This window comes from Gemmatimonadota bacterium, from assembly GCA_040388625.1.
Classification (GTDB): Bacteria; Gemmatimonadota; Gemmatimonadetes; order Gemmatimonadales; family Gemmatimonadaceae; genus Fen-1247.
Map to the genome: position 1 here is coordinate 173,920 of JAZKBK010000004.1, position 21,692 is coordinate 195,611.

The following is a 21,692-nucleotide window of genomic DNA, read 5'->3' on the forward strand; positions in this document are numbered from 1 at the left end:
CAGTGGTCACATGCGCTCCGGGGCAGCGATGCCCAGGAGGTGCAGAGTGTTGCGGATCACGATCTGCGCGGCGCGAGCCAGCGCAAGACGGGCAGACATGATCGGCTCAGGCTCACCAAGAACGTGATGCTTGTGATACCACTGATGAGCGAGTCGTGCGGTTTCCAGCGCGTACGACGTGATGCGGTGCGGTTCCAGGGCTGCGGCAGCGCCGCGGACCTCGGCCGGAAAATCGATCAGCTGCTTGATGAGTGCCTGCTCTTCCGGCTCCGTCAGCGCGCTGAGATCGACCGACGACATATCCATCTGCGACGCGTCGATCTCGCCAACACGAAAGATTCCGCTCATTCGAGCGTGCGCCATCTGCAGATAGTAGACCGGGTTTTCATCCGACTGCCTGCGAGCGAGATCGACGTCGAAGATCAGTGGACTGTCGCCCTTCCGCATCAGGAAGAAGAAGCGCACCGCGTCGCGCCCGACCCAGTCGATAAGGTCGCGAACTGTCACGTAGCTTCCGGCGCGCTTGGAGATCTTGACCTCCTCGCCATCCTTCACCACGGTTACGAGCTGGTGCAGCACGTACTCGGGATAACCTTCCGGAATCCCCAGATCCAGGGCGCGCAACCCGGCGCGCACGCGCGTCGTAGTACCGTGATGGTCGGCGCCCTGCACGTTGATCGCGCGCGTAAAGCCTCGCTCCCACTTTGTGAGGTGGTACGCGACGTCCGGCACGAAGTACGTGAATGTTCCGTCGCGCTTACGCATCACGCGATCCTTGTCATCACCGTACTCGACCGTGCGGAGCCAGAGCGCACCGTCGCTCTCGTACGTCCGCCCATTCTCGATGAGACGGTCCACGGCCTGCTGTACCTTGCCATCGGTGTAGAGACTGGACTCCAGATAATACGTGTCGAACTTCACACCGAACGCCTGCATGTCGAGGTCCTGCTCTGCACGCAGCATGCGAACAGCGAATTGCCGGACGCCTTCGTCCATGGCGCCATCGAAGCGCAACGCAATTTCGCGCACGTAGTCGCCGTGGTATCCGCCGGCCGGAATCGCCGCTTCGCCGCCCTTCGCGTCGATGTGTGCGCGCACACTCAGCTCGAGATTGTCGATCTGAACGCCGGCATCATTGTAATAGAACTCGCGCGAAACGTTCCACCCGGTCCACTCCAGCAATGACGAGATGGCATCGCCAAGCGCAGCCTGACGGCCGTGGCCGACGTGCAGCGGGCCAGTTGGATTTGCAGAGACGAACTCCACGACGACCGGAGCATTGCCACCGTCGGATACACGACCGTAATTCTCGTTGCCGACGACGATGTCGCGAACTCTTGCCGCGACAGCACCGGGATCCAACCGGAAATTCAGGAATCCGGGGCCGGCAATCTCGATGCGGTCGACGCCGGCGTCCGCGAGGTTGATATTGTCGCGAATCGCAACGGCGATCTCGGCTGGCTTGCGGCGGAGCGGACGCGCAAGCACCATCGCGATGTTGCTTGCCCAATCGGCGAGCGCAGGGTCGCGCGGACGCTCCAGCAGCGGCTCGACGTCTTCGGGCGCGCCGATGCTCAGCGCCGCTCGCTTGAGCTCGGCGCGAATGCGATCAGAAAAATTCACTCCGAGGCCTTTGTCGGAGTCACCGGCTTTGCTGGCGTCTCGGGCGCCTTGGGCGGCGCGTCGCCGCCCGACTTTGCCTCCGTGGGGCTGGAGCCGGACGAGGCCGAGTCGCTCCCTGACGCCGAAGACCCACCGGAGGCGCTTCCTTCGCCGGCGGAAGCCGCAGGGGTGGCTTCCTTGCTGGACTCGGACGTTCTGCGGCCGGCACTCTTCTGATCTTTCTTACCGTCCTTGCCGTAATCCGTGATGTAGAACCCGGTTCCGTGGAAGACGAGTCCAGCGCCTGCCGACATCTGGCGCTCTGCTGGCTCGCCGCATACCGGGCACGGTACAACCGTGGGAGCGGATGCCATGGACCGGAAGAATTTGTCGAAATCATGCCCCTGAGGGCACGTGAACTCGTACGTAGGCACTTGAGGAGGGGGTTGGTGCAGTCGTTCAATTTACGAGACCGCGAGGGCTACCTCAACGGTTACGCGGAGAGTTTAGAGCGCCGGGTTGTAGACACCCCAGCACGCGGCCAGCGTATCCGATATCTCTCCGACGGTCGCTCGTGCTCGCACAGCGTCGATGATGAGAGGCATTAGCGGGCGATCGGCACCTGCTTTTCGACCTGCAGCTTCACGCAGGGCTGCCAGTGATTCGGAGACGCGCGTGCTGTCGCGCGCCGTTCGCACAGCAGCGACCTTCCGAACCTGCTCGCGCTCCAGTGCGGAGTAATCGGGCGACGGTATGGCCAGCGGCTCGCCATCGTCAGCGAACTTGTTGACACCGACGATCGTCGTCGCGCCCGCTTCGACCCTGAGCTGAAACTCGTATGCGCTGCGGGCGATCTCTTCCTGAAAGAATCCAGCCGCGACTGCGCGCTCGGCACCGCCAAGCTCATCGACTTTCGCGATCAGATCCATCGCGCGGCCCTCCAACTGGTCGGTGAGCGCCTCGACGTAGTAGCTTCCCGCGAGCGGATCCACCGTGTTGGCGATGCCGGATTCGTATCCGATTATCTGCTGCGTTCGCAACGCGAGCGTTGCAGCATCGGCGGTGGGAAGTGCCAACGCCTCGTCATATCCGTTGGTGTGAAGCGACTGCGTGCCACCCAGTGTCGCCGCCAACGCCTGCACGGTGACGCGCACCACGTTGTTCAGCGGCTGTTGCGCCATCAGTGTTACGCCGCCAGTCTGCGTGTGGAAGCGCATTCTGCAGCTTGCATCGCGTGCACCGAATCTGTCCCGCATTATTCGCGCGTACATGCGCCTGGCAGCGCGGAACTTCGCGACTTCCTCGAACAGATCGTTATGCGACGCGAAGAAGAACGACAGACGCGGCGCAAAGGCGTCGATCTCGAGTCCGGCGGAGATCGCGCGTTTCACGTACTCGATCGCGTTTGCGAAGGTGAACGCGAGCTCCTGCACCGCAGTCGCGCCAGCTTCGCGGATGTGGTAGCCGGAGATCGAGATGGGATTCCAGCGGGGCACTTCGTCGGCGCAGAAGCGGAAGATGTCCGCGATCAGGTCGAGGCTTGGACCCGGAGGATAAATGTACGTCCCACGCGCGATGTATTCCTTGAGCAGATCGTTCTGGATCGTACCGCTCAACACCGCGCGCGCTATTCCCCGCTCTTCCGCAACGACGATGTACATGGCAAGCAGCGTCGCTGCTGTCGCGTTGATCGTCATCGACGTCGAAACCGTCTCCAGCGGGAGATCCGCCAGCAGCGCGTGCATGTCCTCGACCGTGTCGATGGCGACTCCCGCACGCCCCACTTCACCCAGCGCTCGCGGGGAATCGGAGTCGATACCCATCTGCGTCGGAAGGTCGAACGCGACGGACAGGCCGGTCTGTCCGCGCTCCAGCAACAAGCGAAAGCGCGTGTTCGTCTCTTCCGCAGTACCGAATCCGGCGTACTGCCGCATCGTCCACAAGCGCCCGCGATACATGCTCGCCTGAACGCCGCGAGTGAACGGATACTTGCCGGGATCGCCCAGGTCGCGATCGTAATCGGTGGCGGCATCCGCTGGGCGATACACTGCCTCAACCGGAATTCCGGACGGAGTCTCGCGGCCGGAATCGACTTCCTTGCCGCTCATCGGCGGCCGTCCGGAAACGTCACGCAACAGCGAGGTTCGATAATTACGCTTGCTCTGCGAGCACGCGGCGCGACAACATCAGATCTGCCGTCATCACGTCCTGCTTGCTGCCGATGAACAACGGAGTCCGCTGATGCAGCTCTGTCGGCTCGACGTCGAGAATGCGAATCGATCCGTTGCTGCCGAGTCCACCTGCCTGCTCGACGATGAAGGCGAGCGGGTTTGCTTCGTAGAGCAGGCGTAGCTTCCCGCGCGGGTTGTTCTCATTGGCAGGATACGCGAACAGGCCGCCGCCCAGCAGGTTGCGATGGAAATCGGCGACGAGCGATCCCACGTATCGCACGCTCATCGGGTCACGCATGCCGTCGAGGCCGCGGTAGCGCCGCATCAGCGCGCGGACATCTTCGTCCCACACCTGTTCGTACGAATCGTTGACGGAGAGATACCTGCCGTGCTCCGGAATTCTGATGTTGGGGTGCGACAGCAGAAATTCCCCGATCTGCGGATCCAGCGTGAAGCCGTGCACTCCCTGACCCGTGGTGTAGACCATCATCGTGCTGGAGCCGTAAATCACGTAGCCCGCTGCAACCTGCCGGCGACCCGGCTGCAGCATGTCCTCCATCTCCCCGCGAGCACCGCGCGTGATCTTGCGCAGAACGGAGAAGATGGTCCCAACCGGAACGTTGACGTCGATATTGGACGAGCCGTCCAGCGGATCGAACAGCAGACAGTACTTGCCGCACCGGAAGTTGTCCGGAATCTGGATGATGTCGGGCTCTTCCTCCGAGGCCATGGCGCAGAGGCGGCCGCTGTGATCCAGGGCCTTGATGATCATGTCGTTGGCGAGTACGTCCAGCTTCTGCTGAATCTCGCCCTGAACATTGTGGTTTTCGGTGGCGCCGATTATGTCAGCCAGACCGGCCATGCGGACCTTGTTGGCGATCATCTTGGCCGCAAGCGCGATGTCGTAAAGCAACCCGGACAACTCACCCGTAGCTTCGGGATACAGGTGTTCCTGCTCGATTATGTAGCGCTCGATTGTTACGACGGACGTCGCTGTGTGCTTGACCATAACACCTCCTCGGCGAACTGATCGGCCTCTACTTCGAAACGGTTCCGCGAATAGCCACGGCACACGGATTCCCAAAGGTAACGTATGGCAAATGTTTTGTCCCGCCGGTACTGGCGAACGTGACCCAATTCATGAAGAAGAAGCCGGACTGAAGGCGGCTCGGCCGGCGACAGAAAGACCGTGCTGCCAAAGGTGATCCCGGCAACCGAGCTGCGGCCGAGAAACCATCCGCCAACACGCAGCGGAAAGCCCCCCCGCCGCCACGACACCGATGCCAATTCGGGAAACGCAGAGATCACGTCCTGCGGAAGCGCAAAGGGCATACCGATAGTTTCCCGAAGCATCGCGCGCAACGCTGAGTGGACGCCGGTGTTCACGCCAGCCACACCGTCAAACAGGTCGCGCAAGTCGCAACGGCCATGGATCGCCCGGGAAAACGACTTGTGCATGCGACGACCACGCCCGCGGCGGCGATCATCGACAACAGAACGCCGAGCGGCGACATGGTGACCGCCACGGCAGCGTAAGGCAGCAAGGCCGCGAACCTCGCAATCGCCTCGAATGCGACGAGCAACGGATGAGCTGCCAGCGCGACGAAGCGCGCTGCTGCTGGCCATGGCGCCAACACCAGCGCGAGAAAGAGAACTGGCTGCACGACTGCAATAACGGGATCAGCTGCGAGATTGGTGAGGGGACCAATCAGGCTGAGACGGCCAAACCAGCATGCGACGAGGGGCGCCGTGACGAGCGTCGCCACACCGGAGACGACCAGCGACTGCACTACTCCTCGACGCCATCCGCGCAGTCGCGCAATCCGCCCACGCTTCACCACGGCACCGGCCGCTATCACCGCCGCCATTCCGGCCATGCTGAGCTGATACCCGACGTCCAGCGCGTTCTCCGGCTTCACAAGGGGAACGATACCGCCCAGCGCGAGAATACTCCACCGCGACGAGTGCCGCTGACATGCGTGCGACGCCGTCGCGACGCACACCATCACCGCCGAGCGCAACGCGGGCGCGGGAAATCCCAGCACGAAGACGTAGCCCATTATCGTTGCAGCCGTAATGAACGACCCGATCCGACCCGGTACTCGCGCGATCCCGAGCAGCAGTACGAGTGACGCCGCTACGATCGACACGTGCAGCCCAGAGATCGCGAGCATGTGAACGATTCCGGCATCAGCGTATGCCCGTTTGACGTCGCGCGGAATCTCGCTCTGATCCGCGACGAGCAACGCCTTGGCGATGGGCGCATCGAGCGCAAACGCAGAGTCGATCGCACGGCTCGCACGCAGCCGTAGCCTCTCTCCGAGCTCCGTCGAGTCCGGCTTGACGGCGAATCCGGGACCTGTGTGCGGCCGGGGCCCGGATGCGGCAATCGCGCACGATGCTGCGAAGTACAGGACGCACGCTGAGGGCACAAAATCAATCGCCGCCAGCCATGCGAGCGCACCGCAAGCGCCGAGCGAGATTTGCCATGGAAGCGAATAACCAGCCGCCAGCCCGCCAAGCACGAACACGAGCACCCACATTATCATCGGCACATGCGACTCGGCGTTGAGATCGCACATGGTACGTCCAAAGTCACGTGCGCGCGTTACCACGCCCGCGCACGTTGACGCGAATTAGCGCATCGGAAGCGGCTCGCGCGAACGGACTACCACTCCGGTGAATGTCGATCCCGTAGTCCCGGTCAGCTCGACGTCCACGTACTCGCCGATCATCTCGGCGCTGCCGGGAATGATGACTGTCTTGAAGTCGCGCGTCCGCGCCTGCAACAAACCTCCGCGACGCGCTTCCTTCTCGACCAGTACCTCACGCCGCTCGCCCAGTCGCGCCATGTTGCGCGCGCGAGATCCTTCGCGGACTACCGCGATCAACTGGCCAAGCCTGTCGCTCGCCACCTCGTCCGTGATTGCCATCTCGGCGGGCAGCCTCGTGGCGGGAGTGCCGTCGCGCATCGAGAACTTGAACGTGTAGGCGTCGTCAAAACCAACCTCGCGAACCGCGCTCAATGTCTCCGCAAATTCATCGTCGCTCTCGCCCGGGAATCCGACGATTATATCGGTAGTCAGCGCGAGCCCCGGAACCGCGGCGCGCAACCTTGCTGCACATTCGAAATAGGACTCTCGCGTGTAGCGTCGCAGCATCCGTTTGAGTGTGCGCGATGATCCGGATTGCATTGGAAGATGCACGTGTTCACACACTGCTGGCGTGGTCGCTATCGCCTCGATCACGCGATCGCTGAAGTCGTTGGGGTGCGGACTCGTGAAGCGAAGGCGACGAATCCCATCGACACGCCCTACGGCGCGAAGCAGATCGGCGAAGTCGTACGTGCCGTCGGTGTAAGAATTCACTGTCTGACCAAGCAGCACGACCTCCGACATCCCGTCCGCGACTACGCTTTCGGTCTCACGCACGACGTCCGCAAGCGCGCGACTGCGCTCCGGACCGCGCGTGTACGGAACGATGCAATACGTACACCGGTAGTCGCATCCGCGCTGCACCGGGATCCAGGCCTTCACCTTGTCGAACCGGCGCGGCTTGAAATCCTCGTAATGCTCTTCCATGTCGAAGTCCGTCGCCGTCGTCCTGAGTCCACGGCGCGCGTTATCGATCAGAGTCGGCAATGCACGATATCCGTCAGGGCCGATCACGATGCTCACATGCGGCGTGCGCTCGAGCAGCTTCGGGCCAAGCCGTTGAGCCATGCACCCAGTCACTCCCATCACTGCGGTAGGTGACATGTGTCGCTTGAGCTCACCAAGACGCCCAATCACCCGCTGCTCCGCGTGGTCGCGAATCGCGCAGGTGTTGATGAGAATCACGTCGGCGCCGTCGGGGCCATCGACCGCGTCGTAACCGGAAGCCGTGAGCTTGCCGAGCATGAGCTCGGTATCGCTCACGTTCATCTGGCAGCCGTACGTCTCTATGTAAACAGTGGGTCTGGTCATGCGCTTAACGAGATTCCTTTGGCGGGTGTGTCGGCAGCTGAACGTAGAACGTGCTTCCCTCGCCCATGACGCTCCGCACCCAGATGCGTCCGCCGTGCGCTTCCACGACGAGCTTGCAGAATGCGAGCCCGAGTCCCGAGCTACGCACTCGTGGCACATGGCCCGCCTTGACGCGCCCGAATTTCTGGAATATCAGATCGTGAAACTCTTCCGGAATTCCTGGCCCGTTGTCCTGGATTCCAAACAGCACGCCGTCGTCCTCGCCGCGCGCGGTGACTCGCAACTCGATCGCACGCCCCGAATGCGTCAGCGCATTCTGAAGGATGTTGGAGAACACCCGCTTGAGCAGCGGCTTGTCCGCCTCGAACGTAGCTGCGTCCTCGGAGATCGAAGTTACCACGGAAGCACCTTCCTGAGTGAAGCGTACGTTCCACTCGTGGAGAACCTCCGCGATGAATGCACCGGGCGCGATTTCCTGGCGCTCGAGCACGATTCCGGTCTCCTCGACCTTCGCGACTTCGAGTAGATCGCCGATCAGGCCGAGCAGTTCTTCCGCCTTTGTCTCGGCGTCGCTCAGCGCCTTGCGCTGCTCGAGTGAGACGGCACCGAAGTCGCCGTCACCAACCATCTCGAGCGTCGCCAGCACCGACGTGAGCGGAGTCTTGAGGTCGTGAACGATCATCTTCATGAGATCGTCGCGCACCTTCTCGAGCTCGCGCAACTTGCGATAGCTGTCTTCCAGCGCATCGGTCGCGGCCTTGAGCTTGAGCAGACTGCGTACGCGCGCGCCGAGCACGAGACGGTTGTGCGGCTTGGTCAGAAAATCGTCGCCGCCAGCCTCGATGCCCTTCACACGATCCGTCGTGTCATTGAGCGCAGTGACGAAGATCACGGGAATGCGAGCAGTCCGCGGGTCACGCTTGAGGCGGCGACACACTTCGAATCCGGTGGACCGATGATCGACACCGAGCTCGCCCGCCGGCATCGCCACGTCCAGTATGCACAGATCCGGGTGATACTCGATGCACGCAGCGATCGCGCTCGGCCCATCGACCGCAGCCACAGTGCGGAAACCAAGCGTCTGCAACTGGTCGAACAGAAGCTCCACGTTCGCCGGTACGTCATCGGCGACGAGAATGAGAGGCGGCTCCTGCTCGGTGTCCATTCGTCGTTTACGGATGCACCTGCAGCCCGAAGCTGAGGTTGTAGCCACGCTCGCTCACGCCCGTGACTCCAGTGCGTGACTCGTGCAGCAGCGCCATGTCCAGCGTCACGCGGTCGTATGCAATGGGGATTCCGATGCCGCCGCCGAACGATGTCTCCTGGATTGCCGACGTTCCAACCGCGAACGGAAGCGTTCTCCGTCGCACGCCGAGCCGCATGAGGAGCGGGAACCCGCCCCCGAGACGCGGACCGCTGGACTCGACGCCCAGGCTCAGGTCATTCGCGTCGACAGCGCGCGTGTGGGCGTAACTCAGATCACCGAGCTGACTCCACGTCTCGTGCGATGCGCGGGCCGCGACCATCGTTCCCGGAATCCCGGTGAACGCGAGCGAGCCCGAATACCGCGTTGGTATGGTGCCCGTGGTAAGCAGCGAATCGTTAGCGAACATCTTTGCCGTCCCGCCCTTCCGTCCGCTGAGCGCGATGCTAAGCGTCGGCAGGAGCGCGGCTTCCATTCCGACTGATACTGCCTTCCCCGAGAAACTCACCTGGTTCAGCTGTGTGATGTTCTGAAACTTGGTCGTGTCCGGGAATATTTCGTTGGACGTGAGACGCATTGACCCCGGGAACGTGTGCACGCCGACTCCGAATCGCAGGCGAGCGTTGACGGCGTACGCCAACGCGAGCCGTACGTCGGTGATCGCACCCTCGCTCTTCAGCGTCTCGTTGAATGCGACGGTGTCGCTGCCAAAAACCTGCGACCGGGCACGTGACGTTTCCCACGTGCGGTCCAGGAACGTGGATGCGGAGATGCCGAGCACGAAATGCCCATTCAACGGAAGCACACCGCCGATGTTTGGCATCCGCGCCAGAGTCGTCGACGATGACTGCCCGCTCGTCGTAATTGTCCTGAACTCGGGATCGTACTGCGCGTACACCTGCGCCGCGGTCCGAATGGCGAGCGCGGCAGGATTGATCGGGGACCGCGGGTCTATCTCGCCGAGCGCGCCGGCGGTGCCAAGCGCGCGCGTGCTGAGCTCACCCGGAGGGTAGCCCAGGCCCTGAGAGCTGAGCGATCCCTGACCGTGGAGCGTGGAGGCCGTCAGAGCAGTGGCGGCAACCACGGCAATCAAGAATCTCTTACTCATGGAACGCCAATCCGGGCACGAGGTGTGTAGCTGATGCGAAGCTTCGGCCTCAACGTCGGATCCGACGACGATGAATAGAAGAATGCCTGCTGTGCGGAAAAATCTTCCTGAAGGCTCTGCAGCACTATCGCGCGCGGTAGCTCAGCCGCGGTCTGCACTGCCCAGTACTTGAACGCGGGTCCGATCTGAACCTCACGAACGCCAGACGTTCCCGGAGGCGTTCGGAGTGGCGACAATCCCAGCACCGTGACAGGCGCCACTATCTGCGCCGCCTTTGACGGATCGACGACGCCCGGACCGGCCAGTACGAGGTACGGCTGTATCGCCATGGAGTCGGTAGGATCGGGAGACGCACTCGCCTGCTGCGTGAGAACGAGCGTCGCGGCAAGCACGAGCGACGAGTCCGAGATCGATGGAGGAATGTTGAACGACAGATACGCTCGCGTACCGGGCAATCCGCCAACCGTGAGAGTTCCCGGGGGCGGCGGTGGCGTCCCCTTCACCACGATCGTGAAGTCGGCGACGCTCTGTGCGATGGAGAGATTGTCCACCGGAGTGAGTGAATACGGCGGCATCACCACCGGATGGACGCTGGTGTCCTTCGAAACGCGCATCGAGAGCCGCGACGAGAATCCCGATTCGCCTGATAAAACACGGAACTCCACCGACTTTGACGCAGAAACCTGCAGTCCCAATCGCAATCGTGCCCGTGCCTGCGCCTTGGCAAGAACGAACGCCGTCGGCAGCTGTATTCGAATCGAATCCACGAGCGTGCCGGGCGCGAACTGCGTCGATGTGATGAGGCGTGCCGGCGTGAAGAGCGGAGCCACTGCCGCGGCCGAGGTATCATCCACAGCCGATGTGTCATCGACATCGTACACGGAAACCGTTACCGGAACACCCACCTTGAATGCAGCACTGTCCACGTACATCCGCAGAATCGCGCTGTCCGCGTAATTGATCGGAACACCGGTATCGGTCGCGCTCGTGACGGTTCTCGACGGCAGCGTATCGAACCTGATGATGACGCGCGTGTCCAGCGTATCGCCGCGACTGGCAAGCAGCATCTCGGGCTCGGTTCCCTTGCCCAGCCCGCCGAGCACTGTCGAGTCGACCTTGACCGCGTCGAGCGTCACGGTCGTGATCTGCACTGACTGATCGACACACGTGAGCGGGCAACCCGCCGAGCTGTCCAGTTTCTCCGTACACGCGGTCGCCACGAGAGCGATCATGGTCGCGACGGCGACTGCCGCACCGACGCGGCTAATACTCCATCTCTTCAATATCACTCCGTAAATCGGTTCGGTTCATCCAGCTTGAACTGGTGCGGAAGAAGATCCGCGAGCGACCATTCGGCGGTCTGCCCGTTCATCCCGTGGCTCACTATACGTAGCGCCGGAGCAAACTCCGACAGCGCCTGCCGGCACACGCCACACGGCGCAGCCGGCTCCGTGGCGTCGCTCACCAGCACCAGTTCAGCAAAATTGCGCTCGCCTGCTGTGACTGCCGCGACGAGTGCCGATCGCTCGGCGCAGATCCCTACACCAAAGGAGGCGTTCTCGACGTTCGCCCCGCCATACACGTTTCCAGCGCTGCTCCGGAGAGCTGCACCGACGTGAAAATGCGAGTAGGGCGCGTATGCGTTCCGGCGCGCGTCCTCCGCGACATTCCTGAGAGACTTTGTGCTCAACGCAGCACCTGCATCAGAAACGAAGTTCCCGCGCCGCGGAATTCCAGCCCGAACCACTCCGCGACCGTTGCGCCGAGATCCGCAAAGGTGGCGCGGTGCCCGATCGTATTGCCCGTGCGAACCGCGGAACCGAACACGAGAACAGGAACGTTCTCACGCGCGTGGTCGGTCGAAGCAGTTGTGGGGTCGTTGCCGTGGTCGGCGGTGATAAACAGCAGATCTTCCTCGCGAAGGGCACGCCTGAGCGCCGGAAGCGCCGCGTCGAATTCCCGCAGCGCTCCAAAAAAGCCCGGTACGTTGTTCCTGTGGCCGTAAAGTTGGTCGAAATCTACAAGGTTGGCGAAGAGAAACCCGGTATCGGCCGTACTTCCGAGCCACTGCTGGATCAAACGAATTCCTTCGGCGTTTCCAGACGTGTGCCTGGACTTGATCGACCGGCCGGCGAAAAGGTCGTCGACCTTGCCGACCCCGCTCCGCTCGATCCCCGCGGCAGCAAGCGCATCGAGCAGCGTCTCCGACGGTGGCTGGACCGAGAAATCCCGCCTGTTGGCTGTCCGGCTGAAGGCGCCCGGCTCGCCCACGAACGGCCGCGCGATGACCCGCGACACATTGTTGGGCTCCACGAGCAACGCTCGCGCTGCTTCGCATCCGGCGTACAACTCGGCCAGTGGAACAACCGCCTCGTGCGCTGCGATCTGGAAGACCGAATCGGCGGAGGTGTACACGATCCACGCGCCGCTGCGCAGCTGCTCCTCCCCGAATCTGGCGATCACATCAGTGCCACTGCCTACGACGTTCCCGATCACACGACGTCCGGTGCGGCTTGAGAACTCCGCGAGCAGCGGCGCCGGGAATCCGGCAGGATAGGTCGGGAACGGCACCCGGACCGTGACTCCGGCGATTTCCCAGTGGCCAGTGGTGCTGTCCTTTCCCGCAGCTCTCGGCGACATGACGCCCACGGCGGCAGCAGGTTGAGGGACTGGTCCTAACCCGTTTATGGGGCGGATGTTACCCAAGCCGGCCTCATGTAGGTTCTCAAGTCGTTCCGGGGCCATCTCTTCGATCACGTGCCCAAGCGTATCGCTGCCGGCATCACCGTAAGCCGCCGAGTCCGGAGCCTCACCGATGCCGACCCCGTCGAGGACGATTATCGCCGCGCGTCGCGCCATCGGCTCGTCAGCCCTCCAGATACCGGCGGTCCAACCGCTCGGCAAACCCGGTAAGAAGCTCGTACGGCGACATTCCGGCCAGTCCCGCCATCCCTTCGACAGTGAGCTCCGCCCCGCCGTCACCACCGATCAGAGTGATGACGTCGCCCACCTCGCATGGCACGTCCGTCACATCGAACATCGTCATGTCCATGGTTACCAGTCCGCGTTGGGGGATCCGCCTTCCGTGCAACATCGCCGTCGCACGATCAGACACAGCGCGCGGGTAGCCGTCGCCATACCCGACAGAAGCCGTTGCGATCCGCTCTCGGCGCTTTGCGCTGTACGTCGCGCCGTAGCTGACCGTGTCGCCCGGCTCGATCCACCGGATATCCACAATGCGGGCGCGCAGACTCACGACGTGCCGGGCATCCAGTCCCAGTCCCCTGCCCACGCCGTACAGAAAGACGCCCGGCCGTATGGCGCCCCAGCGCCCGCGGCCATCCACCCCGCGCGCCGCGGCGGCACTGTTATCCGCATGGAGTAGCGGGATGTCGACCCCAAGCTTCGCGATCGCATCCAGGAAGCGAGCGACCTGTTCCTGTGCGGACTGGCTGTCCGATTCGGCAGAATGAAAGTGCGTGAATGCGGCAACCGGCGGGGACTTGCGCACGACATCGCGCAGGGCCGTGACGTCACGCCAGGGCGCGCCGGCGCGGTTCATTCCGGTATCGATTGCGAGATAGTACGGTTTCCCCGCGCGTGCCCATGCCGAGATCGAATCAGCGTCGCCCAGCGCGAGTGTGAGATCCGCAGTCGCTGCGCGCTCGTACTCCGCGGCGAGCAGCGGAGTGAACACGACGACAGGACGAACAATCCCGAGCTTGCGGAGCTGTTCGCCTTCACGGACCGTCGCCACTCCGTACGCAAGCGGCGCCAGTGATTCGAGCGCGCCAACCACGCCGGCGACTCCAACGCCATAGGCGTTCGCCTTCACCATCGGAATCAGCTGAAGCCCCGTCCGACGCTGCAGCTCGGCGGCATTCTGGCGCAGTGCCGCAATGCTCACGTCGAGCCAGGCGCGCGCAGGCAGCGGGTATATTAGGGTTTCTTCCACAGCCTTATAAGATAATGTCACGTGACGTTGGACTGGATGACACGCTGGAGCTGATGCGCGATCTGCGCAAGCGCTGCGACTGGGATGCGGCACAGACGCATGAGACGCTTCGGCCATATCTGATCGAGGAAGCGCACGAGCTGGATGAGGCTATCCAGACGGAGAACGACCCGCTCATGCGCGAGGAACTCGGCGACGTCCTGCTGCAGGTGCTCTTCCATTCCGTGCTTGCGGAGGAGCGGGGCGCATTCACGTTCAGCGACGTCGCGAGCGCACTGATAACCAAGATGAAGGGACGGCATCCACATCTCTACGGCGAGGGCGCGAAGGAGCCATGGGAGCGGATGAAATCGAAACGTCGTGAGTCGCTGGCGGATGGGCTGCCGGTTGCGTTGCCGTCGCTTCATCGCGCGCAGCGATTGCAGGATCGGGCCGCTGGCGTTGGCTTCGACTGGCCCGATTGGCACGGCGCAGCGGAAAAGGTCAGCGAGGAGCTGGAAGAAGCCCGCGAGCTTCTGGAAGAGCTACCCGAGCGTCCAATCGGCGCAGCACCCGTCCATGATGAAGCGCACGAGCGCATCGCCGAAGAGCTCGGCGACCTGCTGTTTGCGTGCGTCAACCTGTGCCGAAAGGCTCACGTCCACGCATCGCTCGCCCTGGACCGCGCGAACCTCAAATTCCAGCACCGGTTCGAGCAGGTCGAGCAGCTCGCGCGCGAGCGTGGTATCGTGGTCGGGCAAGCGTCGCTGGCCGAGCTGGATGCGTTATGGGATGAGGTAAAGAGCAGTTGATACGCGGACGTCGTAGGGGCAGGCCCCCATGCCTGCCCCTATAAACGCCACGTAACGCGAACCCGTTTTTACGGCCGCAACCGATACATCGTACGCGGGAACGCGATTGCCTCGCGTATGTGCGGAATACCGCACACCCAGGCGACCAATCGCTCAAGACCCAGTCCGAATCCCGAGTGCACGAACGTCCCGTAGCGGCGCAGGTCGAGATACCAGTCGTACGCCTCGATCGGTAGCCCTTCGTCCTTTATCCGCTGCACCATGCGGTCATAGTCGTCCTCGCGCTGCGACCCGCCGATGATCTCGCCGTAACCTTCGGGCGCCAGCATGTCGCTGCACAGGACAGTGCGCGGGTCTGCCGGGTTCTCCTTCATGTAGAAGGCCTTGGCTTCCTTGGGGTAGTTGACGATGAAGATCGGCCGGTCGTAGTCGGCAACGAGCAGCGACTCGTCTTCCGCGCCGAGATCATCGCCCCACTTCACCTCACTGCCCTTGGTCTGCAGAGTGGCAACCGCGTCGGTATAGTCGATGCGCGGAAACGGCGCCCGGATCGATTCGAGCCTGGAGACGTCCCGCTCGAGCAGCGCCAGCTCGCTCACGCAACGCTCGACGGCGCGGCGCACCACGTACTCGATCATCTCTTCCTGCAAGCGCATGCTGTCCGCGGAGTCGAAGAACGCCATCTCCGGCTCGAGCATCCAGAACTCGGTAAGATGACGCCGGGTCTTGGACTTCTCCGCGCGGAACGTCGGGCCGAAGGTGTAGATCTTCCCGAACGCGGCAGCCGCGGCCTCGCCGTAGAGCTGGCCGGTCTGCGCGAGATAGGCATTGCCCTCGTCGAAATACTCCGTCGAGAACAACCCGCTTCGTTCGCCGATTGCGCTCGTCAGAATGGGCGTATCCACACGTACGAACTCGCGCTCGTAAAAGAAGTCGTTCAGCGCCTGCTCCAACTCGGCGCGAACCCGCCCGATCGCAACCTGTCGCGGACTGCGCAGCCAAAGGTGCCTGTGATCCAACAGGAAATCGATGCCGTGCTCCTTGGGCTGAATCGGGTAATCGCTCGGGCTCGTCCCAAGGACCGTCATATTTGTGACCCCCACCTCGACGCCACCCGGTGCCCGCGCGTCGGCACGAACTTCGCCGTCGATCTCGACCGAAGTCTCGATGGTAAGTGACTGGAAGGTTCCCCAGGCTGCGTCGCCTACTACTTTCTGAACAACGACGCATTGCAGGGTGCCACTTCCGTCACGCAGGACGATGAAGGCAACTTTCCCGGAGGATCGAAGGTGAGCTACCCAGCCGCGTACACGCACCGTTTCGCCAATGTGGTGAGGCAGGCTGGAAATCGTTTGATACTGGGATGACATTTGGGCGTTCGAGAGAGTCGTGGGCAGCCGAATAGAATACCGAACCTTCTGGAGCGAGGCAACCACGCATGATGCCTGCGCTTACGCTTCGACGCCGACTTGCCATCGGTACGGTTGGCATCGCGATTGTACTGGCGCTTCCGCTGGTCGTCGCAGTGCGCTCGCTGGAGCGCGTACACAAGACAACTCTTGAACTACGGAACGGCGCTTTCGCGGCGTCGTTGTTGATTGGAAGTCTGCGTCAGGGAACCGACGATCTTCGCCGCGCGGAAGACGCGTTGGTCTACGTCGGGACGCCGGAAACGCACGATCGCATGATGCACCAGATCTCGACCATGCGAACGCTCGCCGACTCGCTGGACAATTTCTCGCTCAAGTCTGCATCGGTCAACGTCAGGCTCGCGCTCGATTCCCTGAGTGTGCTGGCGAACGAGGAGTACGAGCGCTCCAGCGCGGCGAAGCACGACGCGGCGGAAGTCATCTCGACTCAGTGGGTGCGTCCGCGATTCGCGATCATCGAGCAGACGATAGGGTCTTCCGAGCAGGTGTTGCGAGAACGATCGCGCGATAGCGTCAACGCCGCGACCGACGATACCGCCGCCGCGGAGCGCGCGGCGATCACCGCGATGATAATCGCAATTCTGCTGGCGGGTCTCATCAGTCTGTGGCTGATCAGATCGATCACGCGACCGGTGTTCGATCTCGAATCGGGAATGCACGCAGTTGCGAGCGGAGACTTCACGCGCAAGCTCAGCGTCCGGCCCAACAGACAGGATGAGTTCGGACGATTGTCGGAAAGTTACGAAGCGATGGCCAACCGCCTCGCGCAGCTCGACCGGCTGAAGGCCGAGTTCGTCTCGGTTGCGTCGCACGAGCTCAAAACCCCCATCAACGTCATCCTTGGCTACGTCGAGCTGCTGGAAGATGGCATCTACGGAAAGCTGCAGGATCAGCAGCGCGAGGTCTGCGAGACGATCGCCGCCCAGGCGCGCAACCTCACTCGCCTGGTCCGAAGACTGCTCGACGTGAGTCGCTTCGAGGCCGGCGGCGGCGCGCTGGAATGCCGCCAGCTCAATCTCGGGCGGTTCCTGGACACGTTGCAATCATCGTTCAGTGTGCTGGCAATGCAGAGGAGCGTTCACTTCCAGGTGGACAGGTCGGATAGCCTGCCCACGGAAGTCCGCTGGGACGAGGACCGAATGAGCGAGGTCGTGGGCAACCTTCTTTCCAACGCGTTCAAGTTCACGCCGAGGGGCGGTCGAGTGGAGCTGTCAGCCGAGGCGCACAACGACGATGTGGTGATCGAGGTCCGAGATACCGGGGCGGGAATCCCTCCCGAGCAGCTACCGCGTATCTTTCAGAAGTTCTATCAGGCGGACAATCAGGCAAAGGCTTCTGCAAAGGGCACCGGATTGGGGCTCGCTATCGCGAAGGAAATTGTAGAAGCACACGGAGGAAGCATTTCAGCAACCAGCATCGCGGGCCAGGGCGCGACATTCCGGATCACGATGCCGGTAGCGTCCGACGTTCGCAGGAGCGGGCAGTTCCCGATCCAGACGATCGCTTCATGACGAAAGCCCGCGTTTACGCACTTGTAATTGCAGCCGCAGCCGCGTCGTCCGGGTGCGGCTATCGCATCGTGCACAATCCCGACATCGTTGCGAAACGTGCCGCGACTGATTCGGCGACGAACGTCGCGCTTCAGCAGCAACTGTCAGCGCTCAAGGTCCAGTGCCTCGCCGACTCGGTTCGGTTGGAGGGTGAGCTGAGTGCCGCACGTGCGGCTGCGGCGGCAGCGGTCGTGCCTCCGCCACCGCCAGTGTCCGATTCAGTGTTGAAGGCGCGCGCCGCCGAGATCACAAGTCTCAAGGATCAACTTGCGAAGGTCAGCGCCGAGCTCGATCGCATCAAGAGAAGGCTGGCGAACCCGCGTCCGTAGCAGCTAAGAAGCTCAGCACTCGTCAGAACCCTGTAAGACAGGCCCCCGTGCCTGGCCCTGGCGTGTCGGGATATCCAGACCCCGCTACTGCAGCCGCGCACTCGCACTCACCCCACCCTGAACAACTCCAGCGCCCGTGAATACCGTGCCGTCAATACGCGCTTGATTCCGGCGTGCTCCGGCGCGACGAGTTCCGGGTCTGCGCCGAGCACACGCTCCGCTTCTTCGCGCGCGATGAGGTTCAGAGCTTCGTCACGGAGCGGATCGGCGATCTGAAACATCGCTTCGCCGCTCTGACGCTGTCCGAATAGATCGCCCATGCCGCGCAATCTGAGATCCTGTCGCGCGATCTCGAAACCGTCATCGGTCCCCGTGAAGATCGCCAGGCGCTCGGCGGACTCCTCTCCCACGTCGCCGAGCAGGATGCAGTACGCAGCCTCCGCTCCGCGACCGACGCGTCCGCGCAGCTGATGCAGTTGCGACAGACCGAATCGCTCGGGATGCTCGATCAGCATCACTGTGGCGTTCGGCACGTCGATGCCGACTTCGATGACCGTGGTCGCAACGAGAATATCGATCTCGCCATCACGAAACGCACGCATCACGCGATCGCGCTCCTCGGATGGAACACGCCCGTGAAGGAGTGCCATTCGGCGATCCGCGAACACCGACGCAGACAGCTGATCGAACATTACGGTCGCCGCCTTCAGATCGGTCTTCTCCGACTCCTCGATCACGGGATAGACGATGTAGGCCTGGCGGCCGGCCTCGATCTGGTGCCTCAGGAACGCGAACACGCGGCCGCGCGCCGATTCCGCACGCGACACCGTTGTGATCGGCAACCTGCCCGCCGGTCGCTCGTCGAGTGTACTCACATCCAGGTCGCCGTAAGTCGTGAGCGCCAAGGAGCGCGGAATCGGAGTCGCGCTCATTAAGAGCGTATCCGGCGCTTCGCCCTTCCCCGCGATTGCTTCACGCTGCTCGACACCGAATCGGTGCTGTTCGTCTATCGCAACGAAGCCCAGTCGTGCGAACTGCGCGCTCTGCTGCACCAGCGCGTGTGTGCCGACAACGATGACCGGCTCCGCACTCGCCATGCGTGCGAGAACTGCCTTCCTTTCGCGCGCACCCAGGCTTCCCGTCAGCAACAGCGGTTCGATACCGAGCGGTGCGAGCAGCGTCGTGAAAGTGCGCAGATGTTGTTCGGCAAGCAACTCGGTTGGCGCCATGAGAGCGGCCTGGTAGCCGTTTTCAACGGCCAGGAGTGCCGCGAACAGCGCGACTATGGTCTTGCCGCTTCCCACGTCGCCCTGCAGCAGACGGTGCATGCGCCGCGGACTGCACATGTCCGCAACTATCTCGCGCAACGCGTGCACCTGTGCATTCGTGAGCGTGTAGGGCAGCTGTTCGCGCAACGCCGATGTGAGCTTGCGATGGTTTTCGAATCGGATGCCGCCTCGCTCGTCCCGCGCCAACCGGTTCGCGCGGCGCTGCAGCAACTGCACGAAGAACAGCTCATCGAATGCAAGACGCTCGCGCCCGCGCTCAGCCTCGGCGATCGATGCGGGCCGATGCACCATGCGAAATGCATCCGCCAGTCCGACGACATGTGCGCGGCCGAGTAGTTGCGGCGACAGCTCGTCTTCCACGAGGGGCAGCAGTGCGTCCAGGTGGGCGTCGATGAGTGAGCGCAGAACCTTGAACGAGATTCCCTCGGTTGCCGGATAGACCGACAACACGCGTCCACCACTGGTCGGGTTCTCGTCGGGACCGAGATTGACGTATTCGCGCGGTGCGAGCTGACGCCCGTGAAAGAAGCGCACCGGCCCGCTCAACAACAACGTGTCGTCCTTGTGTATGACACGATCGAGAAATGGCTGGCCCGGCCACGCCACTTCGATGATGCCGCTGTCGTCGCGCACGACAGCCTGGAATATGCGCAATCCCTTGCGCGTCGGTATCACGCCCTTGGAGATCACGCGGCCGATTACCGTCGCGTCCATTCCGGGCTCGAGTGACGAGATGTGCCTTACCGTGCTTGCATCTTCGTACCGGCGGGGCACGTGCCACAACAGGTCGCCGGCCGTGATGATGCCGAGCTTGCGCAGCGACTCCGCACGCGCTGGCCCGACACCCTTGAGGAAATTGATCGGCGTATCGAGCCGCATTCGCCCGGACATCGGCGATGGCGCGCCGCTTCGCGCCATCAGTCGCCTACAACCTCGCGAGAAAAACGCGCCGCGTCGAATGCAACCAGATCGCTCGCCTTCTCACCGACACCGACGAATTTCACCGGCACGTCGATCGCTTCATGGACCGCGACGACCACTCCACCGCGCGCGGTGCCATCGAGCTTCGTGACCACAAGACCGGTAAGCGGAACCGACGCCGCGAATGTCTTCGCCTGGCTCACCGCGTTCTGTCCGATAGTGCCATCCAGAACAAGCAGTGTTTCGTGCGGCGCACCGGGAAGCCGCTTTGCAATGACGCGATTCACCTTGCGCAGTTCCTCCATCAGACTGTCGCTCGTGTGCAGCCGTCCGGCGGTATCCACGATGACGACGTCTACGCCACGCGTGATGCCGGCTTCCACCGCGTTGTATGCAACCGACGCCGGATCCGATCGCTCCGGGCCGCCGACAAACTCTGCTCCGGTTCTCTCCGCCCACACACGCAGCTGATCGATCGCGCCCGCCCGGAAGGTGTCAGCCGCTCCCACGAGCACTGTCTTGCCCTCTGCACGCAACGCGCTGGAGATCTTTCCGATGAATGTCGTCTTCCCCGCACCATTCACACCGACGATCAGCATCACCAGCGGCTTGCTTTCCGCGGCGCGAAGTGCCGGGTCTGCGTTGCCGGCGCGGAGCGCGTTCTCGATGCCCTTGCTGAGCGCCGTCTTGAACTCGTCGCTCGTCCTGACCTGACCGCGCTGTGCCTGGCGGGATATCTCATCGACGAGCCGCAGCGTTACGGGCACACCGAAGTCCGACTGAAGCAGGATCTCCTCGACCTGCTCGAGCGACCCCTTGTCCACCCCGCCTCTCGCGATGACCGCGACGTCGGTGAGGGCAACGTCCTTGATCCGTTGCCACAGCGACCGCCTGGGGACGTCGCCTTCCTTACGAGACAGAAATGCCATTTTTGGGGGAAAATTCGGGCGCAGCCGAGCCCGGCTGGATAAGTCAAAAACGTACAGTCGCCACCGGGTGGTGGCGTGACATGAGCGATTCTGACAGTAATTTACCCTGAACGCGCGGTCGAGAGATCAAGCGAACTGTCTCTGGCATAGTCCTTCCAGCGATGGTCGCACCTACAGGAAGGGCCGAATGTACATCGTCATTGCAGCCATAGTATTCGCAGCGATCGCGCTCCTTATCATGATTGACTTGCTGAAACGCCGCCACCGGAGGCGCAGATATCCGGCCCAGCCGAACGGCGTGCGGACCTGCGTATCGTGCGGGAAGGTGCTGCGTGCGGGCGCGACCGATTGCAGTCACTGCGGCGCGGATTCTGTAGTGATCGTCGTGTGACGTCTCATCGGCGGCGGTGATGCCAGCGAACGCGTGCCAGAGAGTCGTCATTCCCGC

General features: G+C 62.7%; 19 protein-coding genes. 3 read left to right on the forward strand and 16 right to left on the reverse strand.

Going from position 1 to position 21,692, the window contains the following annotated elements; genetic code table 11:
- Positions 1–6: 6 nt before the first annotated feature.
- The 13 genes from argS to alr all read right to left on the reverse strand — a co-directional run bounded on the left by argS (position 7) and on the right by alr (position 14,005).
- Positions 7–1,623, reverse strand: a complete 1,617-nt coding sequence (gene argS / locus V4529_09325) for an arginine--tRNA ligase (protein ID MES2358529.1) — start codon at positions 1,621–1,623, stop codon at positions 7–9.
- On the reverse strand, positions 1,620–2,036 hold the full coding sequence (locus tag V4529_09330; GenBank protein MES2358530.1) for a zinc ribbon domain-containing protein: 417 nt from the start codon (positions 2,034–2,036) through the stop codon (positions 1,620–1,622). Before V4529_09330 ends, argS begins: the two co-directional genes overlap by 4 nt.
- A 72-nt stretch (positions 2,037–2,108) precedes the next feature.
- The gene (locus tag V4529_09335; protein MES2358531.1) at positions 2,109–3,710 is read right to left on the reverse strand and encodes a methylmalonyl-CoA mutase family protein; all 1,602 of its coding nucleotides are present in this window, start codon (positions 3,708–3,710) and stop codon (positions 2,109–2,111) included.
- Between the two features lie 43 nt (positions 3,711–3,753).
- Complete coding sequence (gene fbp / locus V4529_09340; protein ID MES2358532.1) at positions 3,754–4,782, reverse strand: class 1 fructose-bisphosphatase; 1,029 nt, start codon at positions 4,780–4,782, stop codon at positions 3,754–3,756.
- On the reverse strand, positions 4,752–5,189 hold the full coding sequence (locus V4529_09345) for a DUF4157 domain-containing protein (GenBank protein MES2358533.1): 438 nt from the start codon (positions 5,187–5,189) through the stop codon (positions 4,752–4,754). The genes fbp and V4529_09345 overlap by 31 nt, the downstream gene beginning before the upstream one ends.
- Entirely contained in the window at positions 5,156–6,322 is a 1,167-nt protein-coding gene (locus tag V4529_09350) for a ComEC/Rec2 family competence protein (protein ID MES2358534.1), read from the reverse strand. The genes V4529_09345 and V4529_09350 overlap by 34 nt, the downstream gene beginning before the upstream one ends.
- Positions 6,323–6,409: 87 nt before the next feature.
- Complete coding sequence (miaB, locus tag V4529_09355) at positions 6,410–7,738, reverse strand: tRNA (N6-isopentenyl adenosine(37)-C2)-methylthiotransferase MiaB (protein ID MES2358535.1); 1,329 nt, start codon at positions 7,736–7,738, stop codon at positions 6,410–6,412.
- Positions 7,739–7,742: 4 nt separating this feature from the next.
- Positions 7,743–8,903 carry an ATP-binding protein gene (locus V4529_09360; protein ID MES2358536.1) on the reverse strand — a complete coding sequence of 387 codons (1,161 nt, stop codon included), beginning with the start codon at positions 8,901–8,903 and terminating at the stop codon, positions 7,743–7,745.
- Between the two features lie 7 nt (positions 8,904–8,910).
- Positions 8,911–10,050: a hypothetical protein gene (locus V4529_09365; protein ID MES2358537.1), complete on the reverse strand. Its 1,140-nt coding sequence runs from the start codon at positions 10,048–10,050 to the stop codon at positions 8,911–8,913.
- On the reverse strand, positions 10,047–11,339 hold the full coding sequence (locus V4529_09370; protein MES2358538.1) for a hypothetical protein: 1,293 nt from the start codon (positions 11,337–11,339) through the stop codon (positions 10,047–10,049). Before V4529_09370 ends, V4529_09365 begins: the two co-directional genes overlap by 4 nt.
- Complete coding sequence (gene cdd / locus V4529_09375) at positions 11,336–11,740, reverse strand: cytidine deaminase (protein ID MES2358539.1); 405 nt, start codon at positions 11,738–11,740, stop codon at positions 11,336–11,338. The genes V4529_09370 and cdd overlap by 4 nt, the downstream gene beginning before the upstream one ends.
- Positions 11,737–12,909 carry a phosphopentomutase gene (locus tag V4529_09380; GenBank protein MES2358540.1) on the reverse strand — a complete coding sequence of 391 codons (1,173 nt, stop codon included), beginning with the start codon at positions 12,907–12,909 and terminating at the stop codon, positions 11,737–11,739. Before V4529_09380 ends, cdd begins: the two co-directional genes overlap by 4 nt.
- A gap of 7 nt (positions 12,910–12,916) precedes the next feature.
- Positions 12,917–14,005 (reverse strand): alanine racemase, encoded by a 1,089-nt coding sequence (gene alr / locus V4529_09385; GenBank protein MES2358541.1) that lies wholly within the window; start codon positions 14,003–14,005, stop codon positions 12,917–12,919.
- A 14-nt stretch (positions 14,006–14,019) separates the two neighbouring features.
- On the opposite strand from alr, the gene mazG reads away from it, so the two are divergent.
- Positions 14,020–14,796 carry a nucleoside triphosphate pyrophosphohydrolase gene (mazG, locus tag V4529_09390; GenBank protein ID MES2358542.1) on the forward strand — a complete coding sequence of 259 codons (777 nt, stop codon included), beginning with the start codon at positions 14,020–14,022 and terminating at the stop codon, positions 14,794–14,796.
- Positions 14,797–14,864: 68 nt separating this feature from the next.
- On the opposite strand, the gene asnS is transcribed toward mazG, so the two are convergent.
- The gene (asnS, locus tag V4529_09395; GenBank protein ID MES2358543.1) at positions 14,865–16,166 is read right to left on the reverse strand and encodes an asparagine--tRNA ligase; all 1,302 of its coding nucleotides are present in this window, start codon (positions 16,164–16,166) and stop codon (positions 14,865–14,867) included.
- Positions 16,167–16,234: 68 nt separating this feature from the next.
- Here asnS and V4529_09400 point away from each other — a divergent pair, with 68 nt between their 5' ends.
- Both V4529_09400 and V4529_09405 read left to right on the forward strand, forming a co-directional pair.
- Positions 16,235–17,737: a HAMP domain-containing sensor histidine kinase gene (locus V4529_09400; protein ID MES2358544.1), complete on the forward strand. Its 1,503-nt coding sequence runs from the start codon at positions 16,235–16,237 to the stop codon at positions 17,735–17,737.
- Positions 17,734–18,105, forward strand: a complete 372-nt coding sequence (locus V4529_09405) for a hypothetical protein (protein MES2358545.1) — start codon at positions 17,734–17,736, stop codon at positions 18,103–18,105. Before V4529_09400 ends, V4529_09405 begins: the two co-directional genes overlap by 4 nt.
- Before the next feature lie 107 nt (positions 18,106–18,212).
- On the opposite strand, the gene recG is transcribed toward V4529_09405, so the two are convergent.
- Positions 18,213–20,312, reverse strand: coding sequence for an ATP-dependent DNA helicase RecG (recG, locus tag V4529_09410; GenBank protein MES2358546.1), 2,100 nt, complete (start codon positions 20,310–20,312; stop codon positions 18,213–18,215).
- The gene (gene ftsY, locus V4529_09415) at positions 20,312–21,244 is read right to left on the reverse strand and encodes a signal recognition particle-docking protein FtsY (protein ID MES2358547.1); all 933 of its coding nucleotides are present in this window, start codon (positions 21,242–21,244) and stop codon (positions 20,312–20,314) included. Before ftsY ends, recG begins: the two co-directional genes overlap by 1 nt.
- Positions 21,245–21,692: the final 448 nt, after the last annotated feature.

What these genes read in the sequence shown, in the direction of transcription:
- V4529_09335 (MES2358531.1), bottom strand. Translation starts at nt 3,710, where the DNA reads ATGAGCGGCAAGGAAGTCGATTCCGGCCGCGAGACTCCGTCCGGAATT.
- fbp (MES2358532.1), bottom strand. Translation starts at nt 4,782, where the DNA reads ATGGTCAAGCACACAGCGACGTCCGTCGTAACAATCGAGCGCTACATA.
- V4529_09350 (MES2358534.1), bottom strand. Translation starts at nt 6,322, where the DNA reads ATGATAATGTGGGTGCTCGTGTTCGTGCTTGGCGGGCTGGCGGCTGGT.
- miaB (MES2358535.1), bottom strand. Translation starts at nt 7,738, where the DNA reads ATGACCAGACCCACTGTTTACATAGAGACGTACGGCTGCCAGATGAAC.
- V4529_09360 (MES2358536.1), bottom strand. Translation starts at nt 8,903, where the DNA reads ATGGACACCGAGCAGGAGCCGCCTCTCATTCTCGTCGCCGATGACGTA.
- V4529_09365 (MES2358537.1), bottom strand. Translation starts at nt 10,050, where the DNA reads ATGAGTAAGAGATTCTTGATTGCCGTGGTTGCCGCCACTGCTCTGACG.
- V4529_09380 (MES2358540.1), bottom strand. Translation starts at nt 12,909, where the DNA reads ATGGCGCGACGCGCGGCGATAATCGTCCTCGACGGGGTCGGCATCGGT.
- mazG (MES2358542.1), top strand. Translation starts at nt 14,020, where the DNA reads ATGTCACGTGACGTTGGACTGGATGACACGCTGGAGCTGATGCGCGAT.
- asnS (MES2358543.1), bottom strand. Translation starts at nt 16,166, where the DNA reads ATGTCATCCCAGTATCAAACGATTTCCAGCCTGCCTCACCACATTGGC.
- V4529_09400 (MES2358544.1), top strand. Translation starts at nt 16,235, where the DNA reads ATGATGCCTGCGCTTACGCTTCGACGCCGACTTGCCATCGGTACGGTT.
- V4529_09405 (MES2358545.1), top strand. Translation starts at nt 17,734, where the DNA reads ATGACGAAAGCCCGCGTTTACGCACTTGTAATTGCAGCCGCAGCCGCG.
- recG (MES2358546.1), bottom strand. Translation starts at nt 20,312, where the DNA reads ATGGCGCGAAGCGGCGCGCCATCGCCGATGTCCGGGCGAATGCGGCTC.
- ftsY (MES2358547.1), bottom strand. Translation starts at nt 21,244, where the DNA reads ATGGCATTTCTGTCTCGTAAGGAAGGCGACGTCCCCAGGCGGTCGCTG.